Raw genomic sequence first — 17,908 nt, forward strand, 5'->3', positions numbered from 1 at the left:
GATGATTGGTACGATTTTGTGAACACTGAGTTTGCTTTAGCCCTCTTCAATTTACCGCAGTTAAGACACACATGCGGTGCTGCACGCGTGAGGCGGATAGGCACGCCATTAGCTTGCCTTCCCAAGCCGCATCCCGGTGCATTGCAGGAGACTTGAAATGACACAATCTGAAACTTGGACCTCCGGTCACCAGGATATGGTGCACCAGCATGTGAAGGAGGACGTGAGCTACGGCGAAGCTGAACGCGACTACGCCGACCACGTCAGCGCACAGAAGCTGTCGGTCCTGGAGCGGATCGTGGTCGTAGGCGCCCTCGTACTGCTGAGCTTTGTAGGCTTCACAGCACCGTCGGCACAGACATCAGCGACCGATCCGATGACGACCTCGGCTATTGAAGAGCAGGCACCTCCGGGTGATAGTCTGGTGCCGCACCACCAGCGCTACGGCCATTGCCGTGAAACGAGCCCCTACGCAGACAAGGTCTGCTAAGAGCCAGCAATTTTCGCCGGGCATGGAATTTTTCGTCTGACGTGCATGAGAAGCATAGGAACGGGAAAGAGCCATGGCCGGTGACGTAGACTATGACCTCCACCGCTTCATCGAAGCGCAGAACGGTATATACAAACAGGCTCTTGCGGAGCTGGAAGCTGGCCGCAAGCGCTCTCACTGGATGTGGTTCATCTTCCCCCAAATCGCTGGTCTCGGAACGTCTTCCATGGCGGAGAAATATGCCATTCGCTCCGCGGAGGAAGCCTCAGCCTATCTCGCTGATCCGATCCTCGGCAGCCGCCTTTTGCGCTGTGTCGAGGCAATCCTCTCCGTCAATGACCGCAGCGCTCATGATATCATGGGCTCCCCGGATGATCTGAAGCTGCGCTCGTCCATGACGCTGTTTGCCGCGGTCAGCGATCACGGCTCGCCCTTTCACAAAACGATCGATCATTTTTACGACGGGAAATTCGACGAACGGACAATTTCCATCCTGAGCGCCGGCAACGACTAGCCAGGAGAATACTCCAGCGCCGCAATCTCCTCGGAGATTTCCTGGATGCGCTGTTTCAGATCGTTTTCCGTCCCGTCGTCTACTTCCTCTTCGCCAAAGCAATAACGTGCGTCGTGCAATTCGAGCTTGGCTTCAAGCTCGGCACGTCTCGCATACAGGCGTCGGAGATAAGTGTAATTCATCTCTGCCTCCAGATTGCTCCCAGATCAGCAGAAACGGCTATACCACTCCAAGGTTCCAGCCTGGGTTCCCTGGCCGCGTCAATATCAGCCGAAGGCGGAAATCGCCACGTTGCAAGCTTTTTCGAAATGGCAGGAACAGCCCCCGTCCGTCATGGCCTGGCGGGTAACGCGCGCGCCTTCGAGCAGGAGCGTCAGCGTGTCGGCAAGAAGTTCCGGCTCGCGCGCGCCGGCAGCCACGCAAAGTGCCGCAAGACGGTTGCGCTGCATCGCCTTGTGGCGCTCGATCAACTCGTGCGCCGGATGGCCTTCGCCCTTCAATTCGATCGCGGCATTGGCGAGATCGCAACCTGCGGGCTCGCCGCTCAGACAGTGAGCCCGATCCTCGACCCAGGCAAGCAGCTGGCCGCGCGCGTCGCCGGGATGGGCGGCTTCGAGATCGCGCCAGATCTTCTCGGCCTTTTCGGAGGCGCGGCGCAGCGTCTCGCAGACCAGTTCATCCTTGGAGCCAAAATGCCGATAGAGGGTCATCTTGTTGGTGGCAGCCGCATCCGCAATGGCATCGACGCCGATGCCACGAATGCCGCGTTCACGGAAAAGCTCCGAAGCGGTCGAGACAATACGCTCCCGCGGGGGGATTCGATCGTCTGAAGCAGCTGCGGAGATTTCATTCAATGATTCTGATTTTTTCGCGGACGAAGTCCTTGACATCGATGTGACCGATCGGTAACAAATGCATTGTTACTTACCGGTAACACCACTCCTTGCAGAAGTCAATGCCAAGAGCGCTTGGCAGCAGGAGTGGAACACGGGCGACCGCCCACGAAAGGAGGACCGTACCATGAGAAAGACCAGAGAAGATTTGACCATTTCCGAAGCCCTTCGCGACCCGCTGATCGCCATGGTGCTCCGCGCCGATGGCGTGAAGCTTGAAGACTTCAAGCAACTCCTTGAGACCGCCGCACACAAACGCGAGCCGCGTCCCTCCACGGTGAGCGAAATGATCGGGTCCTTTGCCAGCCGCGCCAATCTGCCGGCGATGCCCTGCTTCGGCTGATCTGACCGCTGGCCCTACAAGGCCCGATCGGCACTGGGGATAAGCCCTGTTCCCAGACGGGCTGCCGCTGTCAACAGGCGGCAGCCCTTGCGACGTGACGAGCGCGCACGTCCACATTAATTTCCCGAATATATATTCTTGCGACCAAGAGACGCTCGCCGCCGCCGGCGACGCCGTCTTCATGACGACACGCACCGGCGGTGGCTTCGGCAAGCCGCAAAAGGGGCTCGCCACCGCTGACCGCAATGTCTGGCAGGAGACTTGGCCCACATCCGATCAGTCGGTATCGCTGATGGGACGAAAACTCGGGCTGCGGCTTGTTGTTCCGGTTCTCGCATCGACGATGCAGGATAAGGTGCCCGCAAATAGATTTGTCGCCTGCAATCGCAGCATATCTGGCGACACCACTCGCCGCCCTTCAAGAATTATCTGCGGCAGCTACCAAAGGTTTTTATATCCAAAGATTTTGCGATTTGCTTCGCAAACGGCTATGCCATAGTAATGTAACAGGTTCGCATGATATCAGAGGTATGTTGAATTGGACGGAAAGACATCACCCGCAATCCACTCCGAAGATGAAGGCCCGGCCGAAGAGACCGGCGCCAAGGGCGCGCGCCGTGCACGCGTCAGCGGTATTGACCGCGCGCTGCAGGTGATCGACCATCTTTACGAGACGGGATCGCCGGCCGGCGTCTATGCCATCGCCAAGGCCGTAAAGGCACCGCTTTCAACCGTCTATGTCATCGTTGACGACCTCGTCGAAAAGAACATGCTGACGCGCCAATCCGACGGTTCGATCTGGCTCGGCTCGCGGCTCTATCACTATGGCCTCGCCTATGCGCGATCGCTCGATTTCATGAGCGTCGCGACGCACGAAATGCACGACCTCTGCCGGCAGGCCGGCGAGACTGTTCAGGTCTGCGGCCGTGACGGCGATTTCATGCTGGTTCTCGCCATGGCCGATGGCCCCAGCCATTTCCAGGTCGCCTCCCGCGTCGGCACCCGTGTGCCGCTCAACTGGACAGCGTCTGGCCGCTTGCTGGTCGGACATCTGCAAGAAGACGAACGTGTCGAACTCTTCAAGCGCTGCGCCCGCTCATCACCGACGGGACGCGCGGAAATCGATCCCGCCACTCTCTCGGAAGCCGCCGGAAAGGCCTTTGAATCGCGCCTATCGATCCAGGCTGGCGAATCCGATTATGCGGTTGCCTGCATCGCCTCGCCGATCTGCGATCGTGAGGGCCAGTGTGTCGCCACCATTTCCATCGTTCTGCCGGAGCAAAAGGCCTTTTCGGATGAAGGCCATTATACAGCACAGGTGCGCAACTCGGCTGAGCGCATCGAAAAGCTGATGGGCTGGCGCAGCCATTAAGCGCCGGCCTCAGTCTCACGGCAAGTGCCGTCCGGACCGTCATTGGTTCGCGAGGAAGGGCGGCTCCTTGTTCGCATAGTATTTCGCTGCCTCATCGATCTCTTCCGGCGTCATCGCGCGGGCGACATTGCGCATTTGGCTGCTGATGTCGTTCTGCCGCGACCCGGATACGAAGGCCAGAAGCTGCGTCTTCAGGTACAATTCCGACTGGCCTTCGAGCCACGGACTGCCGAGCTTGTTCTCGATACTGCCGTGACACGAACCACAAGGCGCAATGCCGCGTGTCGGCGCGCCGCTGGCGACGATCCGCGGCACCGGATTGCTGCCAGGCGGATGGAAGCCAGGAAGTCGCGGCAGGTAGGAATAATAGGCAGCCAGATCCTGCATGTCCTGCTCGGTCAGCTTTACGGCAAATGGGCTCATGACGGCGTTGACACGCACACCGTCCTTGAAGTCACGAAGCTGCTTGTAGATGACGCTCGCATACTGCCCCGCGAGGTTGGGAGAGTCGGCACGGCTGATGCCCGTCGGGCCATGACAGATCGCACATTGCTGGGCCAGCGTTGCGCCCCGCCCGATCGCCTCCTCGTCCCGCTTTCTCGGCACCGCCGTCGCAACCTTGACCAGGGATGTCTTGTAGTCCGGTTTGATTGTTTCTGAAGGCGTTCCCGGCCGCGGCAATCCGGCGGCCCGGCAGATGGAATCCCAGATGCCCGCTACCCGCTCTCCTGCCTCCAGGCGCGGCAGCAGCACGAAGCCCAAACCTGCCGCTACGACGAAGATCCCCGCCGTGACAGTCACGCTCGTGACTGTCCAGCGATTGCGGAAGCTGATCATCTTTTCACGAGGCATCATCGCTCTCCCACATAGACTGCAGGCACAGATGTATCGTCGCGCACGGCGAGCTGAAGGATTGGATATCCGTAATTCGTGATGGTCAGCCCGATCATCAGGGCGATCCAGAGACTATAGCTGTTGAGCGCCGCGGGCACCCTGGTCGGCGGATGGACGGCGATTGCGAAGCGATATTCCTCAGGCTGCCTCGGTTCCGCAAACTGGGTGCGGACCAGGATGGCAATGAAGAGAATTCCCGCCGCGACGAGAATGAAGCCGCCGAAGACGGAGAACACGACAGATAGAGCCTCGTTGGCGAGGGCCGGATCCGTATAGTCGAAGAATGACATTCGGCGCGGCATGCCGAGGATACCGACATAGTGCCAGGGGAATGTCGTCACGATCATTCCGATGAACCAGAGCCAGAGCTGCAGCCTGACGAGCCCGAGGCTCACAATCGGGCGACCGGTCAAATGGGGCCAAAGATCGTAGGCGATCGCAAAATACATGATGACGATGGCGCCGCCGAAGATGAGATGGAAGTGCCCAGTTATCCACTGCGTGTTGTGGATCGACGTATCGAGCTGATAACTCATATTGATGAGGCCGCCCGCACCGCCGAAGCCGAGCATGATGAAGGAGAATGTCACCGCCAGCATCATCGGATTGCGCCACGGCAGCACCTTCAGCCAGCCGAAGATGCCCCGGCCACCGCGTGCGCGGGCGGCAATCTCCACCGAAGCGCAGATGGTAAAGACAGTGAGCAGGGTCGGAAGTGCCACAAGCGCGGTGAAAGCGGAGTGGATGAACTTGAAGCCGGCGCCGACCTGGGGATCGGCAAAGGCGTGATGGATGCCGATCGGCATTGCGACGACCAGGAACAGAATGAAGGAAATCCGTGCCATTGTATCGCTGTAGATCCGCCCGCCGATCGACCGCGGCACGATGGTGTAATAGGCGATATAGGTCGGCATCAGCCAGAAGTAGACGATGGCGTGCAATGTCCACGAGAAGAATATACGGGCAAGGCCTGCATCAATCGTCGACTTGAAGCCCAGCGCCACGGGAATGATCTGCAGCAGAAGCTCAAGCGCCGCGCCCACCGCGGTCCAGCCCCAAAGATAGGAGCCCGCGACGTTGGCAAACATCGGCAGCGGGACCGGAACGCCCGGATTGGCCTTTTTCCAGATGCCCAGATTGACGGACATCAACGCCACCCATATCCAGGAACCGACGACGACCATCACGACGCCGATATAGTAGAACGGACTGCCGATCAGCGGCGGGTAGAAAGTATAGAGGACGGAGGCCATGCCCAAGGCCACCGGGATCATCGCGATGACGGAGCCGACGGCGATCAGCCAGAACCCGGCCCACGCGCAGCGCACACCGACCAGGTTCTGCCTCAGGGAAGACTCGCTGATCGCATAACCGAAGGCCATCGCCACAAGGGTCGGGAACACATAGCCCATGACAGTGCCGTGCGCCGTCAGCGAACGGTAATACCATTCCGGATTGTTCACCCAGGGAGACAACGGGCTGCGGACATACATCTGCCACGCGCCGAGCAACAGAGCCAGCCCGAAAACCACAAAGGCGAGCCAGAAATGCGCAAGGATCAATCTGCGATTATGGAGCACAGGAAAGCCTCCTCTTGTCCGCCATTTCCGAGAGGAACTGTTGCTTATCCACGACCTTGACTCTCGCCCACATGCCTTCATGGCCGACGCTGCAGAACTCCTGGCAAGGCATCAGATGGTCGCCGGGCGCTGCAAAGCTCGCCTTCTGGATGGATATGTAGCCCGGCACGAGCATCGTATTGATATTGGTGCCCTGAATGAGGAAGCCATGCACGACGTCAGCACTGGTGGCCCGAAAGGTGATCGGCGTCGCGGCAGGTACGACGATGCAGGGCGGCGAGAAGGAATATTGCTGACCGATCGCCCGCACCGTCACCGAGCCGTCAGCTTCGATCGCGCTACCGAGATTCGATTCGATGAACTCACCCGCCAGGTGAATGGTCGTGGGATCAATCGTCTCGACACTCGTCTGCGGCATCGTGGCATTGTGAATGCCTGCGAAAGCCGCCATCCCTGCCAGAAAGACGATGATGAGGACTGCAACTGTCGCCCAGCGTCGCTCGACGCGCTCTGAAACTGCCGCTGCCTGGTTATGCATATCGGTCATCAGCCGCTCCTGGGCACGAACACGAGCAGATAGAAAAGGATCCACATGAGAACGACGACCGCGGTCGCTATCCCTGCGACAACGACAGCGCCGCGTGGTCCCTCTGCGACGATCTGTTCGACGAGGGCGTCGTCAGGCGCGTCTGCAAGATCTTCCGAATTGATCATGGCGTCCTCACTGAAGTGGAGCAGAACGAAGTTTGTTCGCCTCGGCCGCGGTGACCGGCGTGCCGCGATTGCCCCATGCGGTGCGGATGTAGGACACCACGGCAGCCACCTCGTCGTCCGAAAGCGTTACGGCAAAGGGCGGCATGCCGTGCGGCATGGGATTCTTTTCGGTCGCAGGCGGATAACCACCGTTGAGCACCATGCGTATGCCGTTCACGGCCGACTCCATCTGGATCGACTGGTTACCGGCGAGCAAGGGATAATGCGGCGGCCGGCCTTCCCCCTGCGCGCCATGACAGCTCGCGCACTGCTTGTCATAGACCGACTTGCCGAGACTGATGAGAAGACTTGCCTCTTCGGTTCTGACGGATGAGCGAGGCGGCGTCGGCTCGTCCTGCGCAATGCTTTTCAGGTAGACGGCCATCGCCCGGATGTCCTCATCGGTCATATACTGAAGGCTGTTGAAGACCACCTCCGCCATCGGGCCATAGACAGCGCCGCGCGTTGAAATACCCTTCTGCAGGAGGTCGGAAATCTCCTCGATTGACCAGTCGCCGAGCCCCGCCTCCTTGTTGGAAGTCAGCGATGGCGCATACCAGTCCTGCATCGGTATCAGCCCGCCCTGGAAGGCTTCCGATTCGCGGCTTCCGCCAAGTGCATTGATTGGCGTATGGCACATGCCGCAATGTCCGAGGCCCTCGACCAGATAGGCGCCCCGGTTCCATTCGTCGGATTGCTTGGCATCCTGCTTGAATTCGCCCTCGTTGAAGAAGAGCGTTCTCCATCCCAGAATGAGCGAGCGGTTGTTATAGGGAAAATCGAGCTCGTGCGGACGGTTCGGCTGATGCACCGGCGCGATCGTCTTCAGATAGGCGAAGATCGCGTCGCTGTCCTCGCGGGTGACCTTGGTATAGGAGGCGAACGGCATGGCGGGATAGAGCAGGCCACCATCCGGGTAACGGCCGTGATGCATCGTGTTATAGAAGTCGTCGGCGGACCATTTGCCGATGCCGGTCTCATCCGGCGTGATGTTCGATGTATAAAGCGTGCCGAACGGCGTGGGCATGGCACGCCCGCCTGAGAAGAGCTTTCCGTCGGGCGCCGTATGGCAGGCCACGCAGTCTCCGGCGCGCGCGAGATATTCTCCCTTTCTGACTACGTCGGAGGAGTCGTCCGGCTGCGGAGACTGCGCGGCAACAGGCGAAAGGGCTGCCACAAGCGCCACCATCGACGACAGGGCAAGGGCCGGCAAAATTTTCATATGCGCGCTCATGGCTTGTTGCCCTCCGGCTGGCTGCCGCAGGCAAAAGGCAGAGAGTACGATCCGGCAGGAGACGGAGCAGGGTCGGCAGGCTGCCGCTGATTGGCGAGATAGGCTGCGACGGCACGCACGTCGTCTTCCGTGAGGTGGCCGGCCACAAGCTGCATGCAGTCAGGTGCGATCGCCGTGCGCGTGCCATAGCGCCATCCGCCAAGCTGTGCGCTGATATAGCTCGCCCGCAGTCCGAGAAGTCCGGGGATTCCGGGCGACTGCCCCGTCAGCGCGCCGCCGTGACAGCTGACGCAAGCCGGGATCGAGCGATTGAGGTCGCCTTGCGTGACAAGCACATGCCCGTGATCGAGCGCCGCCTGACTGACGTCAGGTGGAGACTGTTCCGGCAGAGCCGGTCGCTGATCGGCGAAATATTCTGCAAACTGCCGCAGATAATCATCCGTCAAATAAGCGAGCAGATAGTTCATCGGCGGATATTTCCGCCTGCCCGATTTGAAGGCTTCCAACTGGTTGTAGAGATATCCGGCCGGCTTGCCCGCAAGCCGCGGGAAATAGGGGTCATTTGTGCCCTTCCCTTCCACACCGTGGCATGGAGTGCAGGCTTGAACACGCTCTCCCATATCGGCTGGGTAGGCCTTGGCTTCCTGGGCAGACGTCACGCTTGCGCCCAGGAAGAAAAGACAGCATGCCAGGAAGGCCTCTCGTATGAGCACTACGTTTCCTCCGAAGCACGATCACAGGACAGTGAAAAATCTCGATGGGCGGAAACCCAGAAAGGCACGATATCGACAGGGCAGAGATTCTATCCGGCCCGCGCCGAATAAGTAACCGTATTCGACAATCCTCGCCTTGACAAAAGTCAAGAAAGCGGGCGAACCAATTGATATTAGCGATTTTTGATAAGTCCGGAATTGCCCCCTTTTGATCTAGTTTCGGGGCCAGGCAACCCAATCGGAGGCCGCCTGTTTGAAAAAACTCACTGATTGTGATCGCTAGCCTTCGAGGATCGAATAGCCGATATCGCGCAGATGACCCGGATCGGCGATCGCATCGACCGTCGAGATCCTGTCGCCGTCAAAACTCAGCGCCAGGACGACGCGCAACTGCCCCTCGATAAACACAACGAGACCGATTTCGCCATCGACAAGCGCGACCTTTGCCGACGTTGCCCGTCCCTTGAAGCTCTCGGCGATCACACCGGCACCGCGAAGCGGAACAACATTGCCAAGACGGGTCGCGGCTGCATCCGGCAGGAAGACGGCATCCGGCGCAAGGACCGCAATCAACCCTTCCAGATCGCCGTTCCGGGAGGCGATGAGGAAGGCTTCGGCTATGCTCCGCTTGCGAGCGAGATCGACGTCCGGCGTTTCCGGTTGCCCCTGTACCCTGCGCCGGGCGCGGCTGGCAAGCTGCCGGGCGGCGGCGGCACTTCGCCCGATGACTGCGGCAATCTCTTCGAAGGGGAGATCGAACATGTCGTGCAGCACGAAGGCGACGCGTTCGGCCGGCGAAAGGGTTTGCAGGACGACGAGCAGCGCGATGCCGACCGAATCGGCGAAAGCTGCTTCGCGCTCCGGATTGCTGGCGATATCCACGATCGCGCCGTGCGCCGGCAAGTCGAGAGGCTCTTCGCGGCGTGTCTTGCGCGAACGCAGCATGTCCAGGCAGATGCGCGCCACGACCGTCGTCAACCAGCCGCCGAGATTATCGACGCTGCCTCTGTCCGACCTTGTCAGGCGCAGCCACGCCTCCTGCACCGCATCCTCAGCTTCTGCGCGGGAGCCGAGCATGCGGAAGGCGACGACCCGTAGATGCTCACGGTTCGCCTCGAATTCATCGGCCAGCCAATTTTTCTCGTCCATCGGTCCATTCCTCATCCTGTTGCGTCAAAGACCATGACGAACGGAAGCGAGACGATGTGACAGGAGCAGCATCGCATCAAGTCCCATGAAATTTTACTGGCGACTTGACCTGCCGCATTTTTCGTTGGCTGATGGCGCGCATATCCCTCCCTATGGTGTTCCCCGATGTCCTTCCGATCTGACAATTCAAAACAATATGCCGCCTTCCTGTTTGACATGGATGGTACGATCCTGAGCTCGACAGCGTCAGCAGAGCGCGTCTGGGGACGCTGGGCCGAGCGGCACGGGCTGGATGTGGAAAAATTCCTGCCGATCATGCACGGATCGCGCGGTATCGACACGATCCGGCGGCTGAACCTTCCGGGCGTCGATGCAGAAGCAGAAGCTGCACAGATCACCGAAGAGGAAATCCAGGATGTCGAAGGCGTCATCGCACTGCCGGGTGCCGCCGATTTCCTGGCGTCGCTTCCGCCAAACCGGTGGACCATCGTCACCTCTTCGCCGCGTCGCCTTGCGGAGCGGCGGCTCGAGGCAGCCGGGCTGCCAATGCCGCAGGCTATCGTGACAGCGGAAGACGTGACAATCGGCAAACCCGACCCGCAATGCTATATCCTCGGCGCTGAAAAGCTCGGCTTTGCGACGCATGAATGCCTGGTCTTTGAAGACGTCGAAGCCGGCGTGAAGGCGGGACTAGCAGCTGGAGCCGACGTCATGGTCATCACCGCTGCCGGCCACAAGCACTCGCTGCAGGGCTATCCCGAGATCGAACATTATGCCGACGCGACCGTTGTCATTGCTGACAGCGGCCACCTTTCGATCAAGTTCTGATTACCGGTCGCATCCGCCGGAAAGGAATTGCCATGAAACCGGAAATCGTCTGCATGATGATGTCGTCACTTGACGGCGGCCTGCACCCGAGCAAGTGGACGGAAAGCCCAGATGGCGGCCGCAGGGAATGGACGGCTCTCTATCAGAAGGCACATGAATATCTGCAGGGCGACGCCTGGATCGTCGGGCGCGTGACCATGGCTGAAATGGCCAAGGGAGAGCCGCATCCACCGCAATCTGCCAGCTCTGTCGAACGGCCGAACCATTTTGCTGATCGCAAGGCAAATAACTACGCGATCGCCCTCGACACATCGGGCAAACTGCATTTCACGCGGCCCGACATCGATGGCGACCATATCGTCGTCGTCCTCGGCAATAACGTGCCGGACACGCATCTTGCGGAACTCGCCGCCGATGGCATCTCCTACATCGTCTCGCCGTCAGTTGAGATCGACCTGCCCGCAGCGCTCGATGCGTTGAACAAGGAACTCGGCATCCGCAAACTGCTGCTCGAAGGCGGCGCCGCGATCAACGGCGCCTTCTTTGCTGCGGGGCTGATCGATGAGTTCTATCTGCTGGTCGCGCCGGCCCTGGACGCCAGCGGCGGCCAGCCTGTCGTCACCTTCGAAGGCGGACTGGCGGGCAAGATGCAGCTATCGCTGATCTCCGCCGAGACGAAAGACAACGGCGCTGTCGCCCTGCGCTATAAGGTCCATGCCTGACAGGGATGATGGACAGCTGCAGATACGAGGCGCTATATCCACGTCCATGACCACCTCTGATCCGGATATCGTTGTCGTCGGCGCAGGAGCTGCCGGGATCGGAGCGGCACGACGCCTCAGCGGCCACGGTTATTCCACCGTGATCATCGAGCAACTGCCGCGCGCAGGCGGAAGGGCTTGGACCTATGCCACGAGCGCCGGGCCGGTCGATCTCGGTTGCGGATGGCTGCATTCGGCAGATCGCAATCCCTGGACCGGGATCGCCGCTGAACTGGGTTTTGTCGTCGACCGCCGCGTCACGGCCTGGGGCGAGCAATTCAAGGAGCTCGGCTTCTCCAGCAAGGATCGCGCCGCAGCACGAAACGCCTTTGCGCTCTGGAACGAAGACATCCGCAAAAATCCGCCCGCGTCCGACCGCGCATCCGATGCGCTCAACCCGAACTCCCCCTGGACGCCCTATTTGCAGGCGCTGAGCGGCTATATCTCGGGAGACGAGCTGGAGCGCATTTCTGTGACGGATTACGTCGCCTATGACGATGCCTCCACGGAGAATAACTGGCGTGTCGCTGACGGTTACGGGCATCTGATTACCTCGGCGCTTCCAGCCGAGGTGGAGTTGCGGCTCGGCTCGCCTCTGGAAGGCCTTGACCTGAGCGAACGAAAGATCGTCCTGCAGACCTCCGCCGGGACGATTAGGACGAGTGCCGTCATCTTCACCATCTCTTCGAATGTTCTCGCGGGCGGTGCGATCAAGCTTCCGGGGGCGCTCGATCCATGGCGGCAGGCAGCGTCGCTTCTGCCGCTCGGCAACAATGAAAAATTCTATTTCGAGGTCCTTGACGGCGGTCCTTTCGAGGACGAGACCCATGTGCTCGGCGATCCGCATGACAGTATGACCGGCGCCTATTATATCCGACCCTTCGGCCAGCCGGTGCTCGAATGTTTCCTCGGGGGAGCCGGCGCCCGGGCTGCTTTCACGATGGGCCGCGAAGCCGCCTTCGACCAAGCGATCAACCAGCTTGCCGGTCTCTTCGGCTCGGACACGCGGAAATATCTCAAGCCGCTTGCGGCTTCGAACTGGGCGGGCACGCTTTCCATCGGCGGCGGCTACAGCCATGCCCTGCCCGGCCACGCAAACACACGCCTGCAACTCGCCCAATCCTTTGACGGCAGGGTTTTCTTCGCTGGCGAAGCAACGCATACGACCGATTTTTCGACGGCTCATGGCGCCTATCAGAGCGGGCAACGCGCGGCCGACGAGGCGATGGCATCACGAGTGGTTCGCGTCAAAGCCTCGCGCGCCGACCGCCGCTAGATCCGGCCGCAAGCATTTTTCTTGCCGTTCGGTCACACTCCCCGATCCTGATCCGTCAAGCCTATGACGAACGAAAACCGGCAACCAGCCGGCGCTGCGTCAAACGGAACACGTCATCAGGAGATTGAACATGCAAGAGAGAATGGGAAACCCAGCCCTCGTCATCCCGGAAGCCATGCAGGCACTGAATGCTCTTGGCAAACTGCCGGCCACGGCCGGGCTTGCGCCAGGATTCCTGGAGATCATCTATCTGCGCGCCAGCCAGATCAACGGCTGCAGCGTTTGCATCGACGGCCATTGGCGCATTGCCCGCAAACACGGTGAGACCGACGAGCGGCTCTTTGCCGTCGCCGGCTGGCGCGAAGCCCCTTACTACAGCTATGCCGAACGCGCAGCACTGGCGCTGACGGAGGACGTTACCCGCCTCAGCGACCGCGCCGATCCGGTGCCGGATGAGGTCTGGGAGGAATGCACCCGTCACTACGACGGCAAGAGCCTTGCGGCCCTCGTCATCGCAATTGCCAATATCAATGTCTGGAACCGGCTGAACGTCGCCACCCGGCAAGTTGCAGGCCAATGGAAGCCGTGATCAACGGCTTCCATTCATTCAGATGATACCCCCGCCGCCGGAGACGGAGGCGGGGCGCTCGGCGGCTACTTTTTTGCGGTAGCCGCTGGCGCGGTAGGCGGCGATCGGGTCGATCGCACCGCCGGCGCGGCGACGGGCTTCGGCCAGGATCGGCTCGACATCGGCGCGATAGGCGCGCTTCAGCGTTTCGGACGCCATCAACGCGTCATTGTCATGCTGGTAGCCATCGAGCGCCTTGCGGTCGACGATCAGCGCCTGCGCGTAGGCGCGACGGATTTCGTTGGCGCTGTTGATCAGGCTTTCGATCGGATCTGTCACATTGTGCGACTGGTCGATCATATGGGCCGGATGGAAATCGTTGACGCCACGGGCTTCGGCATCCACGAGCTCGTTGAAGACGAGGAACAGGCGGTAGGGCTCGATCGAACCGGCGTCAAGGTCATCGTCGCCATACTTCGAATCGTTGAAATGGAAGCCGCCGAGCTTGCCGAACTGGATCAGCCGGGCGACGATCATCTCGATATTAGTGTTCGGCGCATGGTGGCCGAGGTCGACAAGGCAGTAGGCCTTGGGACCGAGCGTCTGGGCGATCATATAGTTGCTGCCCCAGTCCTGTACGACCGTCGAATAGAAGGCCGGCTCGTACATCTTGTGCTCGGAAAAGAGCCGCCAATCGTCAGGCAGCGCCTTGTAGATATCCGCCATCGAGGCAAGGTAACGCTCGAAGGCCTTGGTGAAATTGCTCTGGCCGGGGAAGTTGGAGCCGTCACCGATCCAGACGGTCAGCGCCTTGGAGCCGATCGCCTTGCCGATCTCGATGCATTCCAGATTATGCTCGATCGCCTGCTGACGGGTCGCCGCGTCCGTGTGGCTGAGCGAACCGTATTTATAGGTCAGCTTCTGGCCGGGCGCGTCAGAGAAGGTGTTGGAGTTCATTGCGTCAAAGCTAAGGCCGAGCGCATTACCCCTCGCCTTCAGCTCCTTCACATCGGTCTTGTCCCAGGGAATATGCAGGGAAACGGTCGGCGTTGCCTGCGTCAGCTGGTTGATCACGGCGCAATCATCGAGCTTGTCGAAGATACCGCGCGGCTCGCCGGTGCCCGGGAAGCGGGCAAAGCGCGTACCGCCGGTGCCGACACCCCAGGAGGGGACCGCGACGGTGAATTCGGACACCTTACGTGTAATCGCCTCGATCTCGACACCGCGGCGGGCGAGTGTGGCGCCGAGCGCTTCGTAGTCAGCCTTCAGCGCAGCAGCGCGCTTGTCATTTTCCGTTGCGACCAGATCCGGCGCAATCCTGAATTCAGCCATGTCTTCCTCCCAGAGATTTTGCGGCGGCGGGCAGTGCCCGCCGCTCGCTATCAGCGCGTGAAGCTTTGAACGTTGCCGGCATCGACATTGATGATATTGCCGGTCGACTTGGCCGACAGATCCGACGCCAGGAAGTAGACGGCTTCGGCGATGTCTTCCGGGAACACGTTGAGCTTCAACATGGAACGCTTGCGGTAATGTTCTTCCAGATCATCCACTTCGATCTTCGAAGAGGCCGCGCGCTGTTCACGCCACTCGCCGCTCCAGATCTTCGAGCCGCGAAGGACGGCATCCGGATTGACCGTGTTGACGCGGATGCCCGCCTCTGCGCCTTCGAGCGCCAGGCAACGGGCAAGATGGATTTCGGCAGCTTTTGCCGTGCAATAGGCTGCCGCATTCGGCGAAGCGGCAAGACCATTCTTCGATGCAATGAAGACGACATTGCCACCCAGCGCCTGACGGCGGAACAGACGGAAGGCCTCACGCGAAACGAGGAAATAGCCGGTCGCCAGAATGTCGATGTTGCGGTTCCACGTCGACAATTCGGTCGTTTCGATCGGCGCCGAAGAAGCGATGCCGGCATTCGAAACGAGGATATCGATGCCGCCGAATTCGATGCAGGATTCGGCGAAGGAGGCGATGACGCCGTCTTCCTTGGTAACGTCGAGCTTCAAAGTACGCACTGCATCGGCGCCGTACTTCTTCACGAATTCGGCTTCGGTTTTTTCAAGTGCTTCCTGGTCGATATCGGCAAGCACCACACAGGCACCCTCGCCGACGAGACGGGCGGCCGTTGCGCGGCCGATGCCGCCGGCGCCACCGGTAACGAAGGCAACTTTGCCTGCCAGGCTCTTCGGCTTCGGCATGCGCTGCAGCTTGGCTTCTTCGAGCAGCCAATATTCGATGTCGAAGGCTTCCTGCTCAGGCAGGCCCTGATATTCCGAGACCGTCGAGGAACCGCGCATCACGTTGATGGCGTTGACGTAGAATTCGCTGGCAATACGCGCCGTCGCCTTGTCACGGGCGAAGGAGAGCATGCCGACGCCCGGCACCAGGAAGATGACCGGATTGGCGTCACGCATGGCAGGCGAGTTGTCATGCTTGCAGGCGTTATAATAGCGGGCGTAGTCGGCGCGGTAGTCTTCAAGCGCCTTGTCGAGGCCGGCGATGATCGCATCGACATCGGGCTTTGCCGGATCGAGATCGACGATCAGCGGGCGGATCTTGGTGCGCAGGAAGTGGTCAGGGCAGCTGGTGCCGAGCGCACCGAGCGGGCGCAGATTTTTCGAATTGACGAATTCCAGAACCGCATCCTGATCGTCGAAATGGCCGAGCTTGCGCTCCTGCTTGCCGATACGGCCGCGAATTTCGGGCATCAGCCGGGCGGCGATGGCACGGCGTTCGGCCGCCGGCAGGCTTTCAACGACAGCGCCACCGAAGATCGTCTTGCCTTCAGTCTGGCCGGCAAACCATTCGATCGCCTTGTTGATGATATCGAGCGTCAGCTCGTAGCAGGCCTTGGCATCGTTGTCCCAGGTGAAGAGGCCGTGGCTTTCGAGCACGACGCCCTTTGCGTCAGGGTTCGCCTTGACGAAGGCTTCGAGATCGAGGCCGAGCTGGAAGCCCGGACGGCGCCAGGGCAGCCAGCCGATCGCGTCACCGAAGACCTGCTTGGTCAATTCCCTGGAGTTCTTGGAGGCGGCGATCGCGATGATGGCGTCCGGATGCATGTGGTCGACATGCGTATAGGGCACGAAGCCGTGCAGCGGCGTATCGATCGAGGCGGCGCGGGCATTCAGGTTGAAGGTGCAATGCGGCAGGAAGCCGACCATGCGGTCCTCGTCCTCGACACCCTTGTAGATGCCCTTCAGCGATTCCAGCTTATCCTGATAGAGGGTCGCGAACCCGTCGAGCTTGATCGTCCCGACGTCGCCGCCCGAGCCCTTGACCCAGAGCACCTTGACCTTGCTACCATCAAGCGGGTCGGTCTCCATGACCTTGGCCGAGGTATTGCCGCCACCATAATTGGTGATGCGCTTGTCGGCGCCGAGGAGATTCGAGCGATAGAGAAGCTTGCCGGGTTCATCGAGGCCCGCCGCATAAGCATCATCCCACCGGTTCTCGAGAAGTCGAACCTTTGCCGCCATGTCATCCTCCCATATAGGCTTGTGTATAGGCCTGTGGGGCGCCGCGATCAGGACGCCCTTTCGCTCACGGTATCGCGCATCAAAATGGCGCTTGTCAATCGAAAACGATCAAATTCGATTATGTTGCATCGCAGTATGAAAATTTATGATCGTTTCTGATTGACAGGCTTTAACGGATACGAAATAAATATGACAAGAGGAGGAGCCCAATGCACGAACGCGAACGCCATCGCATTATCTTAAGCGCCGTTCAGGAAAAGTCCGTCGTTACGATTCAGGACATTTCCGAGCTGACGGACGCTTCTGAAGCGACGATCAGGCGCGACATTGCGGCTCTTCACGTGCAGGGCAAGATCCGGCGCGTTCGTGGCGGCGCGGAAGCCGTGCACCCCCCGCAGCTCGGAAATCTTGCGGGCCGTCCCTTCCGAGTATCAGAATCGGTCAATATCGATAAAAAGCGCTCAATCGCACGCGCGGCCGTCGATCTCTGTGAAGCGGGCGATGCGATTATCATCAACGGCGGCACGACCACCTTCCAGATGGTGCATTACATGGCCGGCCATCGCATGCAGGTCATGACCAATTCCTTCGCTATTGCCGAACATCTGGTGAAGCACTCCAAGAACACGGTGACGGTGCCGGGCGGCGCGATTTATCGCGAACAGAGCCTGATCCTGTCGCCCTTCGACAATGACGCGATCCGCAATTTCTATGCGCGGCGCATGTTCATCGGCGCCCAGGGCGTCGGCCCGCTCGGCATCATGGAAGCGGATGCCCTCATCATTCAGAGCGAGCAGAAACTTATGCACCAGGCCGATGAACTCATCGTCATGGTCGATTCAAGCAAATTCAATCGCCGGTCGAGCCTCATTCTTTGCCCGCTCGACCGCGTATCTGTGGTCATCACCGATGACGGCATCTCGGAGGAAGCGTCTCGCATGATCGAGAATGCCGGAGTCCGGCTCGTGGTGGCGAGCCCGGTGGCCCAGGCCGTGAAGGAGGATTCCTCGTCGGTCGCATGAGGCGTCGGCGAGGTGTGGAAGTCTAAATCTTAGTGGGAG

At 60.2% G+C, this 17,908-nt stretch carries 21 protein-coding genes; 10 read left to right on the forward strand and 11 right to left on the reverse strand.

Annotation, left to right across the window (positions count from 1 at the left end; genetic code table 11):
* Positions 1 to 196: 196 nt before the first annotated feature.
* Together PMI11_RS31880 and PMI11_RS31885 are read left to right on the forward strand one after the other, a co-directional pair.
* Positions 197 to 490 carry a hypothetical protein gene (locus tag PMI11_RS31880; RefSeq protein WP_081493320.1) on the forward strand — a complete coding sequence of 98 codons (294 nt, stop codon included), beginning with the start codon at positions 197 to 199 and terminating at the stop codon, positions 488 to 490.
* Between the two features lie 73 nt (positions 491 to 563).
* Positions 564 to 1,004 carry a DUF1810 domain-containing protein gene (locus PMI11_RS31885; RefSeq protein ID WP_007825755.1) on the forward strand — a complete coding sequence of 147 codons (441 nt, stop codon included), beginning with the start codon at positions 564 to 566 and terminating at the stop codon, positions 1,002 to 1,004.
* Here the strand turns inward: PMI11_RS31885 and PMI11_RS31890 are convergent.
* Together PMI11_RS31890 and PMI11_RS31895 are read right to left on the reverse strand one after the other, a co-directional pair.
* Positions 1,001 to 1,186 (reverse strand): hypothetical protein, encoded by a 186-nt coding sequence (locus PMI11_RS31890; RefSeq protein ID WP_007825756.1) that lies wholly within the window; start codon positions 1,184 to 1,186, stop codon positions 1,001 to 1,003. The genes PMI11_RS31885 and PMI11_RS31890 overlap by 4 nt on opposite strands.
* 84 nt (positions 1,187 to 1,270) lie before the next feature.
* Complete coding sequence (locus PMI11_RS31895; protein WP_007825757.1) at positions 1,271 to 1,894, reverse strand: TetR/AcrR family transcriptional regulator; 624 nt, start codon at positions 1,892 to 1,894, stop codon at positions 1,271 to 1,273.
* 130 nt (positions 1,895 to 2,024) lie between these two features.
* Here PMI11_RS31895 and PMI11_RS31900 point away from each other — a divergent pair, with 130 nt between their 5' ends.
* The 3 genes from PMI11_RS31900 (at position 2,025) to PMI11_RS31905 (ending at position 3,612) form a co-directional block, all read left to right on the forward strand.
* Positions 2,025 to 2,240: a hypothetical protein gene (locus PMI11_RS31900; protein WP_007825758.1), complete on the forward strand. Its 216-nt coding sequence runs from the start codon at positions 2,025 to 2,027 to the stop codon at positions 2,238 to 2,240.
* A 181-nt stretch (positions 2,241 to 2,421) separates the two neighbouring features.
* Positions 2,422 to 2,739, forward strand: coding sequence for a hypothetical protein (locus tag PMI11_RS37540; RefSeq protein WP_157179718.1), 318 nt, complete (start codon positions 2,422 to 2,424; stop codon positions 2,737 to 2,739).
* 39 nt (positions 2,740 to 2,778) lie between these two features.
* Positions 2,779 to 3,612, forward strand: coding sequence for an IclR family transcriptional regulator (locus PMI11_RS31905; RefSeq protein ID WP_007825759.1), 834 nt, complete (start codon positions 2,779 to 2,781; stop codon positions 3,610 to 3,612).
* Between the two features lie 39 nt (positions 3,613 to 3,651).
* Here the strand turns inward: PMI11_RS31905 and PMI11_RS31910 are convergent, their stop codons facing one another.
* The 7 genes from PMI11_RS31910 to PMI11_RS31940 all read right to left on the reverse strand — a co-directional run bounded on the left by PMI11_RS31910 (position 3,652) and on the right by PMI11_RS31940 (position 9,935).
* A complete protein-coding gene (locus tag PMI11_RS31910) occupies positions 3,652 to 4,464 on the reverse strand; it encodes a c-type cytochrome (RefSeq protein WP_007825760.1) in 813 nt (270 codons plus the stop codon).
* Complete coding sequence (locus PMI11_RS31915) at positions 4,464 to 6,086, reverse strand: b(o/a)3-type cytochrome-c oxidase subunit 1 (protein WP_007825761.1); 1,623 nt, start codon at positions 6,084 to 6,086, stop codon at positions 4,464 to 4,466. The genes PMI11_RS31910 and PMI11_RS31915 overlap by 1 nt, the downstream gene beginning before the upstream one ends.
* Positions 6,076 to 6,633 (reverse strand): cytochrome c oxidase subunit II, encoded by a 558-nt coding sequence (locus tag PMI11_RS31920; protein WP_007825763.1) that lies wholly within the window; start codon positions 6,631 to 6,633, stop codon positions 6,076 to 6,078. Before PMI11_RS31920 ends, PMI11_RS31915 begins: the two co-directional genes overlap by 11 nt.
* Positions 6,633 to 6,800 carry a hypothetical protein gene (locus tag PMI11_RS37830; RefSeq protein ID WP_007825765.1) on the reverse strand — a complete coding sequence of 56 codons (168 nt, stop codon included), beginning with the start codon at positions 6,798 to 6,800 and terminating at the stop codon, positions 6,633 to 6,635. Before PMI11_RS37830 ends, PMI11_RS31920 begins: the two co-directional genes overlap by 1 nt.
* Before the next feature lie 7 nt (positions 6,801 to 6,807).
* Positions 6,808 to 8,061 (reverse strand): cytochrome c, encoded by a 1,254-nt coding sequence (locus PMI11_RS31930; protein WP_037072581.1) that lies wholly within the window; start codon positions 8,059 to 8,061, stop codon positions 6,808 to 6,810.
* An 8-nt stretch (positions 8,062 to 8,069) separates the two neighbouring features.
* Positions 8,070 to 8,693: a c-type cytochrome gene (locus PMI11_RS31935; protein ID WP_081493321.1), complete on the reverse strand. Its 624-nt coding sequence runs from the start codon at positions 8,691 to 8,693 to the stop codon at positions 8,070 to 8,072.
* Positions 8,694 to 9,065: 372 nt separating this feature from the next.
* Positions 9,066 to 9,935, reverse strand: coding sequence for a sigma-70 family RNA polymerase sigma factor (locus PMI11_RS31940; protein WP_007825771.1), 870 nt, complete (start codon positions 9,933 to 9,935; stop codon positions 9,066 to 9,068).
* A 165-nt stretch (positions 9,936 to 10,100) separates the two neighbouring features.
* Here PMI11_RS31940 and PMI11_RS31945 point away from each other — a divergent pair, with 165 nt between their 5' ends.
* The 4 genes from PMI11_RS31945 to PMI11_RS31960 all read left to right on the forward strand — a co-directional run bounded on the left by PMI11_RS31945 (position 10,101) and on the right by PMI11_RS31960 (position 13,389).
* Positions 10,101 to 10,763 (forward strand): HAD family hydrolase, encoded by a 663-nt coding sequence (locus tag PMI11_RS31945; RefSeq protein WP_007825773.1) that lies wholly within the window; start codon positions 10,101 to 10,103, stop codon positions 10,761 to 10,763.
* 32 nt (positions 10,764 to 10,795) lie between these two features.
* Entirely contained in the window at positions 10,796 to 11,485 is a 690-nt protein-coding gene (locus tag PMI11_RS31950; protein ID WP_007825775.1) for a RibD family protein, read from the forward strand.
* 46 nt (positions 11,486 to 11,531) lie between these two features.
* Positions 11,532 to 12,800 carry a flavin monoamine oxidase family protein gene (locus tag PMI11_RS31955; RefSeq protein ID WP_007825777.1) on the forward strand — a complete coding sequence of 423 codons (1,269 nt, stop codon included), beginning with the start codon at positions 11,532 to 11,534 and terminating at the stop codon, positions 12,798 to 12,800.
* Between the two features lie 130 nt (positions 12,801 to 12,930).
* Complete coding sequence (locus tag PMI11_RS31960) at positions 12,931 to 13,389, forward strand: carboxymuconolactone decarboxylase family protein (protein WP_007825779.1); 459 nt, start codon at positions 12,931 to 12,933, stop codon at positions 13,387 to 13,389.
* Positions 13,390 to 13,407: 18 nt separating this feature from the next.
* Here the strand turns inward: PMI11_RS31960 and rhaI are convergent, their stop codons facing one another.
* Together rhaI and PMI11_RS31970 are read right to left on the reverse strand one after the other, a co-directional pair.
* Positions 13,408 to 14,700, reverse strand: coding sequence for an L-rhamnose catabolism isomerase (gene rhaI / locus PMI11_RS31965; RefSeq protein ID WP_007825781.1), 1,293 nt, complete (start codon positions 14,698 to 14,700; stop codon positions 13,408 to 13,410).
* 50 nt (positions 14,701 to 14,750) lie between these two features.
* A complete protein-coding gene (locus PMI11_RS31970) occupies positions 14,751 to 16,847 on the reverse strand; it encodes a bifunctional rhamnulose-1-phosphate aldolase/short-chain dehydrogenase (protein WP_007825783.1) in 2,097 nt (698 codons plus the stop codon).
* Between the two features lie 209 nt (positions 16,848 to 17,056).
* Here PMI11_RS31970 and PMI11_RS31975 point away from each other — a divergent pair, with 209 nt between their 5' ends.
* On the forward strand, positions 17,057 to 17,869 hold the full coding sequence (locus PMI11_RS31975) for a DeoR/GlpR family DNA-binding transcription regulator (RefSeq protein WP_007825784.1): 813 nt from the start codon (positions 17,057 to 17,059) through the stop codon (positions 17,867 to 17,869).
* Positions 17,870 to 17,908 lie beyond the last annotated feature (39 nt).

This window comes from Rhizobium sp. CF142 (assembly GCF_000281145.1).
Taxonomy (GTDB): Bacteria; Pseudomonadota; Alphaproteobacteria; order Rhizobiales; family Rhizobiaceae; genus Rhizobium.

Excerpts from the sequence above, each read along its gene's own strand:
- PMI11_RS31880 (WP_081493320.1), top strand. The coding sequence starts at position 197 with ATGGTGCACCAGCATGTGAAGGAGGACGTGAGCTACGGCGAAGCTGAA.
- PMI11_RS31885 (WP_007825755.1), top strand. The coding sequence starts at position 564 with ATGGCCGGTGACGTAGACTATGACCTCCACCGCTTCATCGAAGCGCAG.
- PMI11_RS31890 (WP_007825756.1), bottom strand. The coding sequence starts at position 1,186 with ATGAATTACACTTATCTCCGACGCCTGTATGCGAGACGTGCCGAGCTT.
- PMI11_RS31895 (WP_007825757.1), bottom strand. The coding sequence starts at position 1,894 with ATGTCAAGGACTTCGTCCGCGAAAAAATCAGAATCATTGAATGAAATC.
- PMI11_RS31900 (WP_007825758.1), top strand. The coding sequence starts at position 2,025 with ATGAGAAAGACCAGAGAAGATTTGACCATTTCCGAAGCCCTTCGCGAC.
- PMI11_RS37540 (WP_157179718.1), top strand. The coding sequence starts at position 2,422 with ATGACGACACGCACCGGCGGTGGCTTCGGCAAGCCGCAAAAGGGGCTC.
- PMI11_RS31910 (WP_007825760.1), bottom strand. The coding sequence starts at position 4,464 with ATGCCTCGTGAAAAGATGATCAGCTTCCGCAATCGCTGGACAGTCACG.
- PMI11_RS31920 (WP_007825763.1), bottom strand. The coding sequence starts at position 6,633 with ATGACCGATATGCATAACCAGGCAGCGGCAGTTTCAGAGCGCGTCGAG.
- PMI11_RS37830 (WP_007825765.1), bottom strand. The coding sequence starts at position 6,800 with ATGATCAATTCGGAAGATCTTGCAGACGCGCCTGACGACGCCCTCGTC.
- PMI11_RS31930 (WP_037072581.1), bottom strand. The coding sequence starts at position 8,061 with ATGAAAATTTTGCCGGCCCTTGCCCTGTCGTCGATGGTGGCGCTTGTG.
- PMI11_RS31935 (WP_081493321.1), bottom strand. The coding sequence starts at position 8,693 with ATGGGAGAGCGTGTTCAAGCCTGCACTCCATGCCACGGTGTGGAAGGG.
- PMI11_RS31940 (WP_007825771.1), bottom strand. The coding sequence starts at position 9,935 with ATGGACGAGAAAAATTGGCTGGCCGATGAATTCGAGGCGAACCGTGAG.
- PMI11_RS31945 (WP_007825773.1), top strand. The coding sequence starts at position 10,101 with ATGTCCTTCCGATCTGACAATTCAAAACAATATGCCGCCTTCCTGTTT.
- PMI11_RS31950 (WP_007825775.1), top strand. The coding sequence starts at position 10,796 with ATGAAACCGGAAATCGTCTGCATGATGATGTCGTCACTTGACGGCGGC.
- PMI11_RS31955 (WP_007825777.1), top strand. The coding sequence starts at position 11,532 with ATGACCACCTCTGATCCGGATATCGTTGTCGTCGGCGCAGGAGCTGCC.
- PMI11_RS31960 (WP_007825779.1), top strand. The coding sequence starts at position 12,931 with ATGCAAGAGAGAATGGGAAACCCAGCCCTCGTCATCCCGGAAGCCATG.
- rhaI (WP_007825781.1), bottom strand. The coding sequence starts at position 14,700 with ATGGCTGAATTCAGGATTGCGCCGGATCTGGTCGCAACGGAAAATGAC.
- PMI11_RS31970 (WP_007825783.1), bottom strand. The coding sequence starts at position 16,847 with ATGGCGGCAAAGGTTCGACTTCTCGAGAACCGGTGGGATGATGCTTAT.
- PMI11_RS31975 (WP_007825784.1), top strand. The coding sequence starts at position 17,057 with ATGCACGAACGCGAACGCCATCGCATTATCTTAAGCGCCGTTCAGGAA.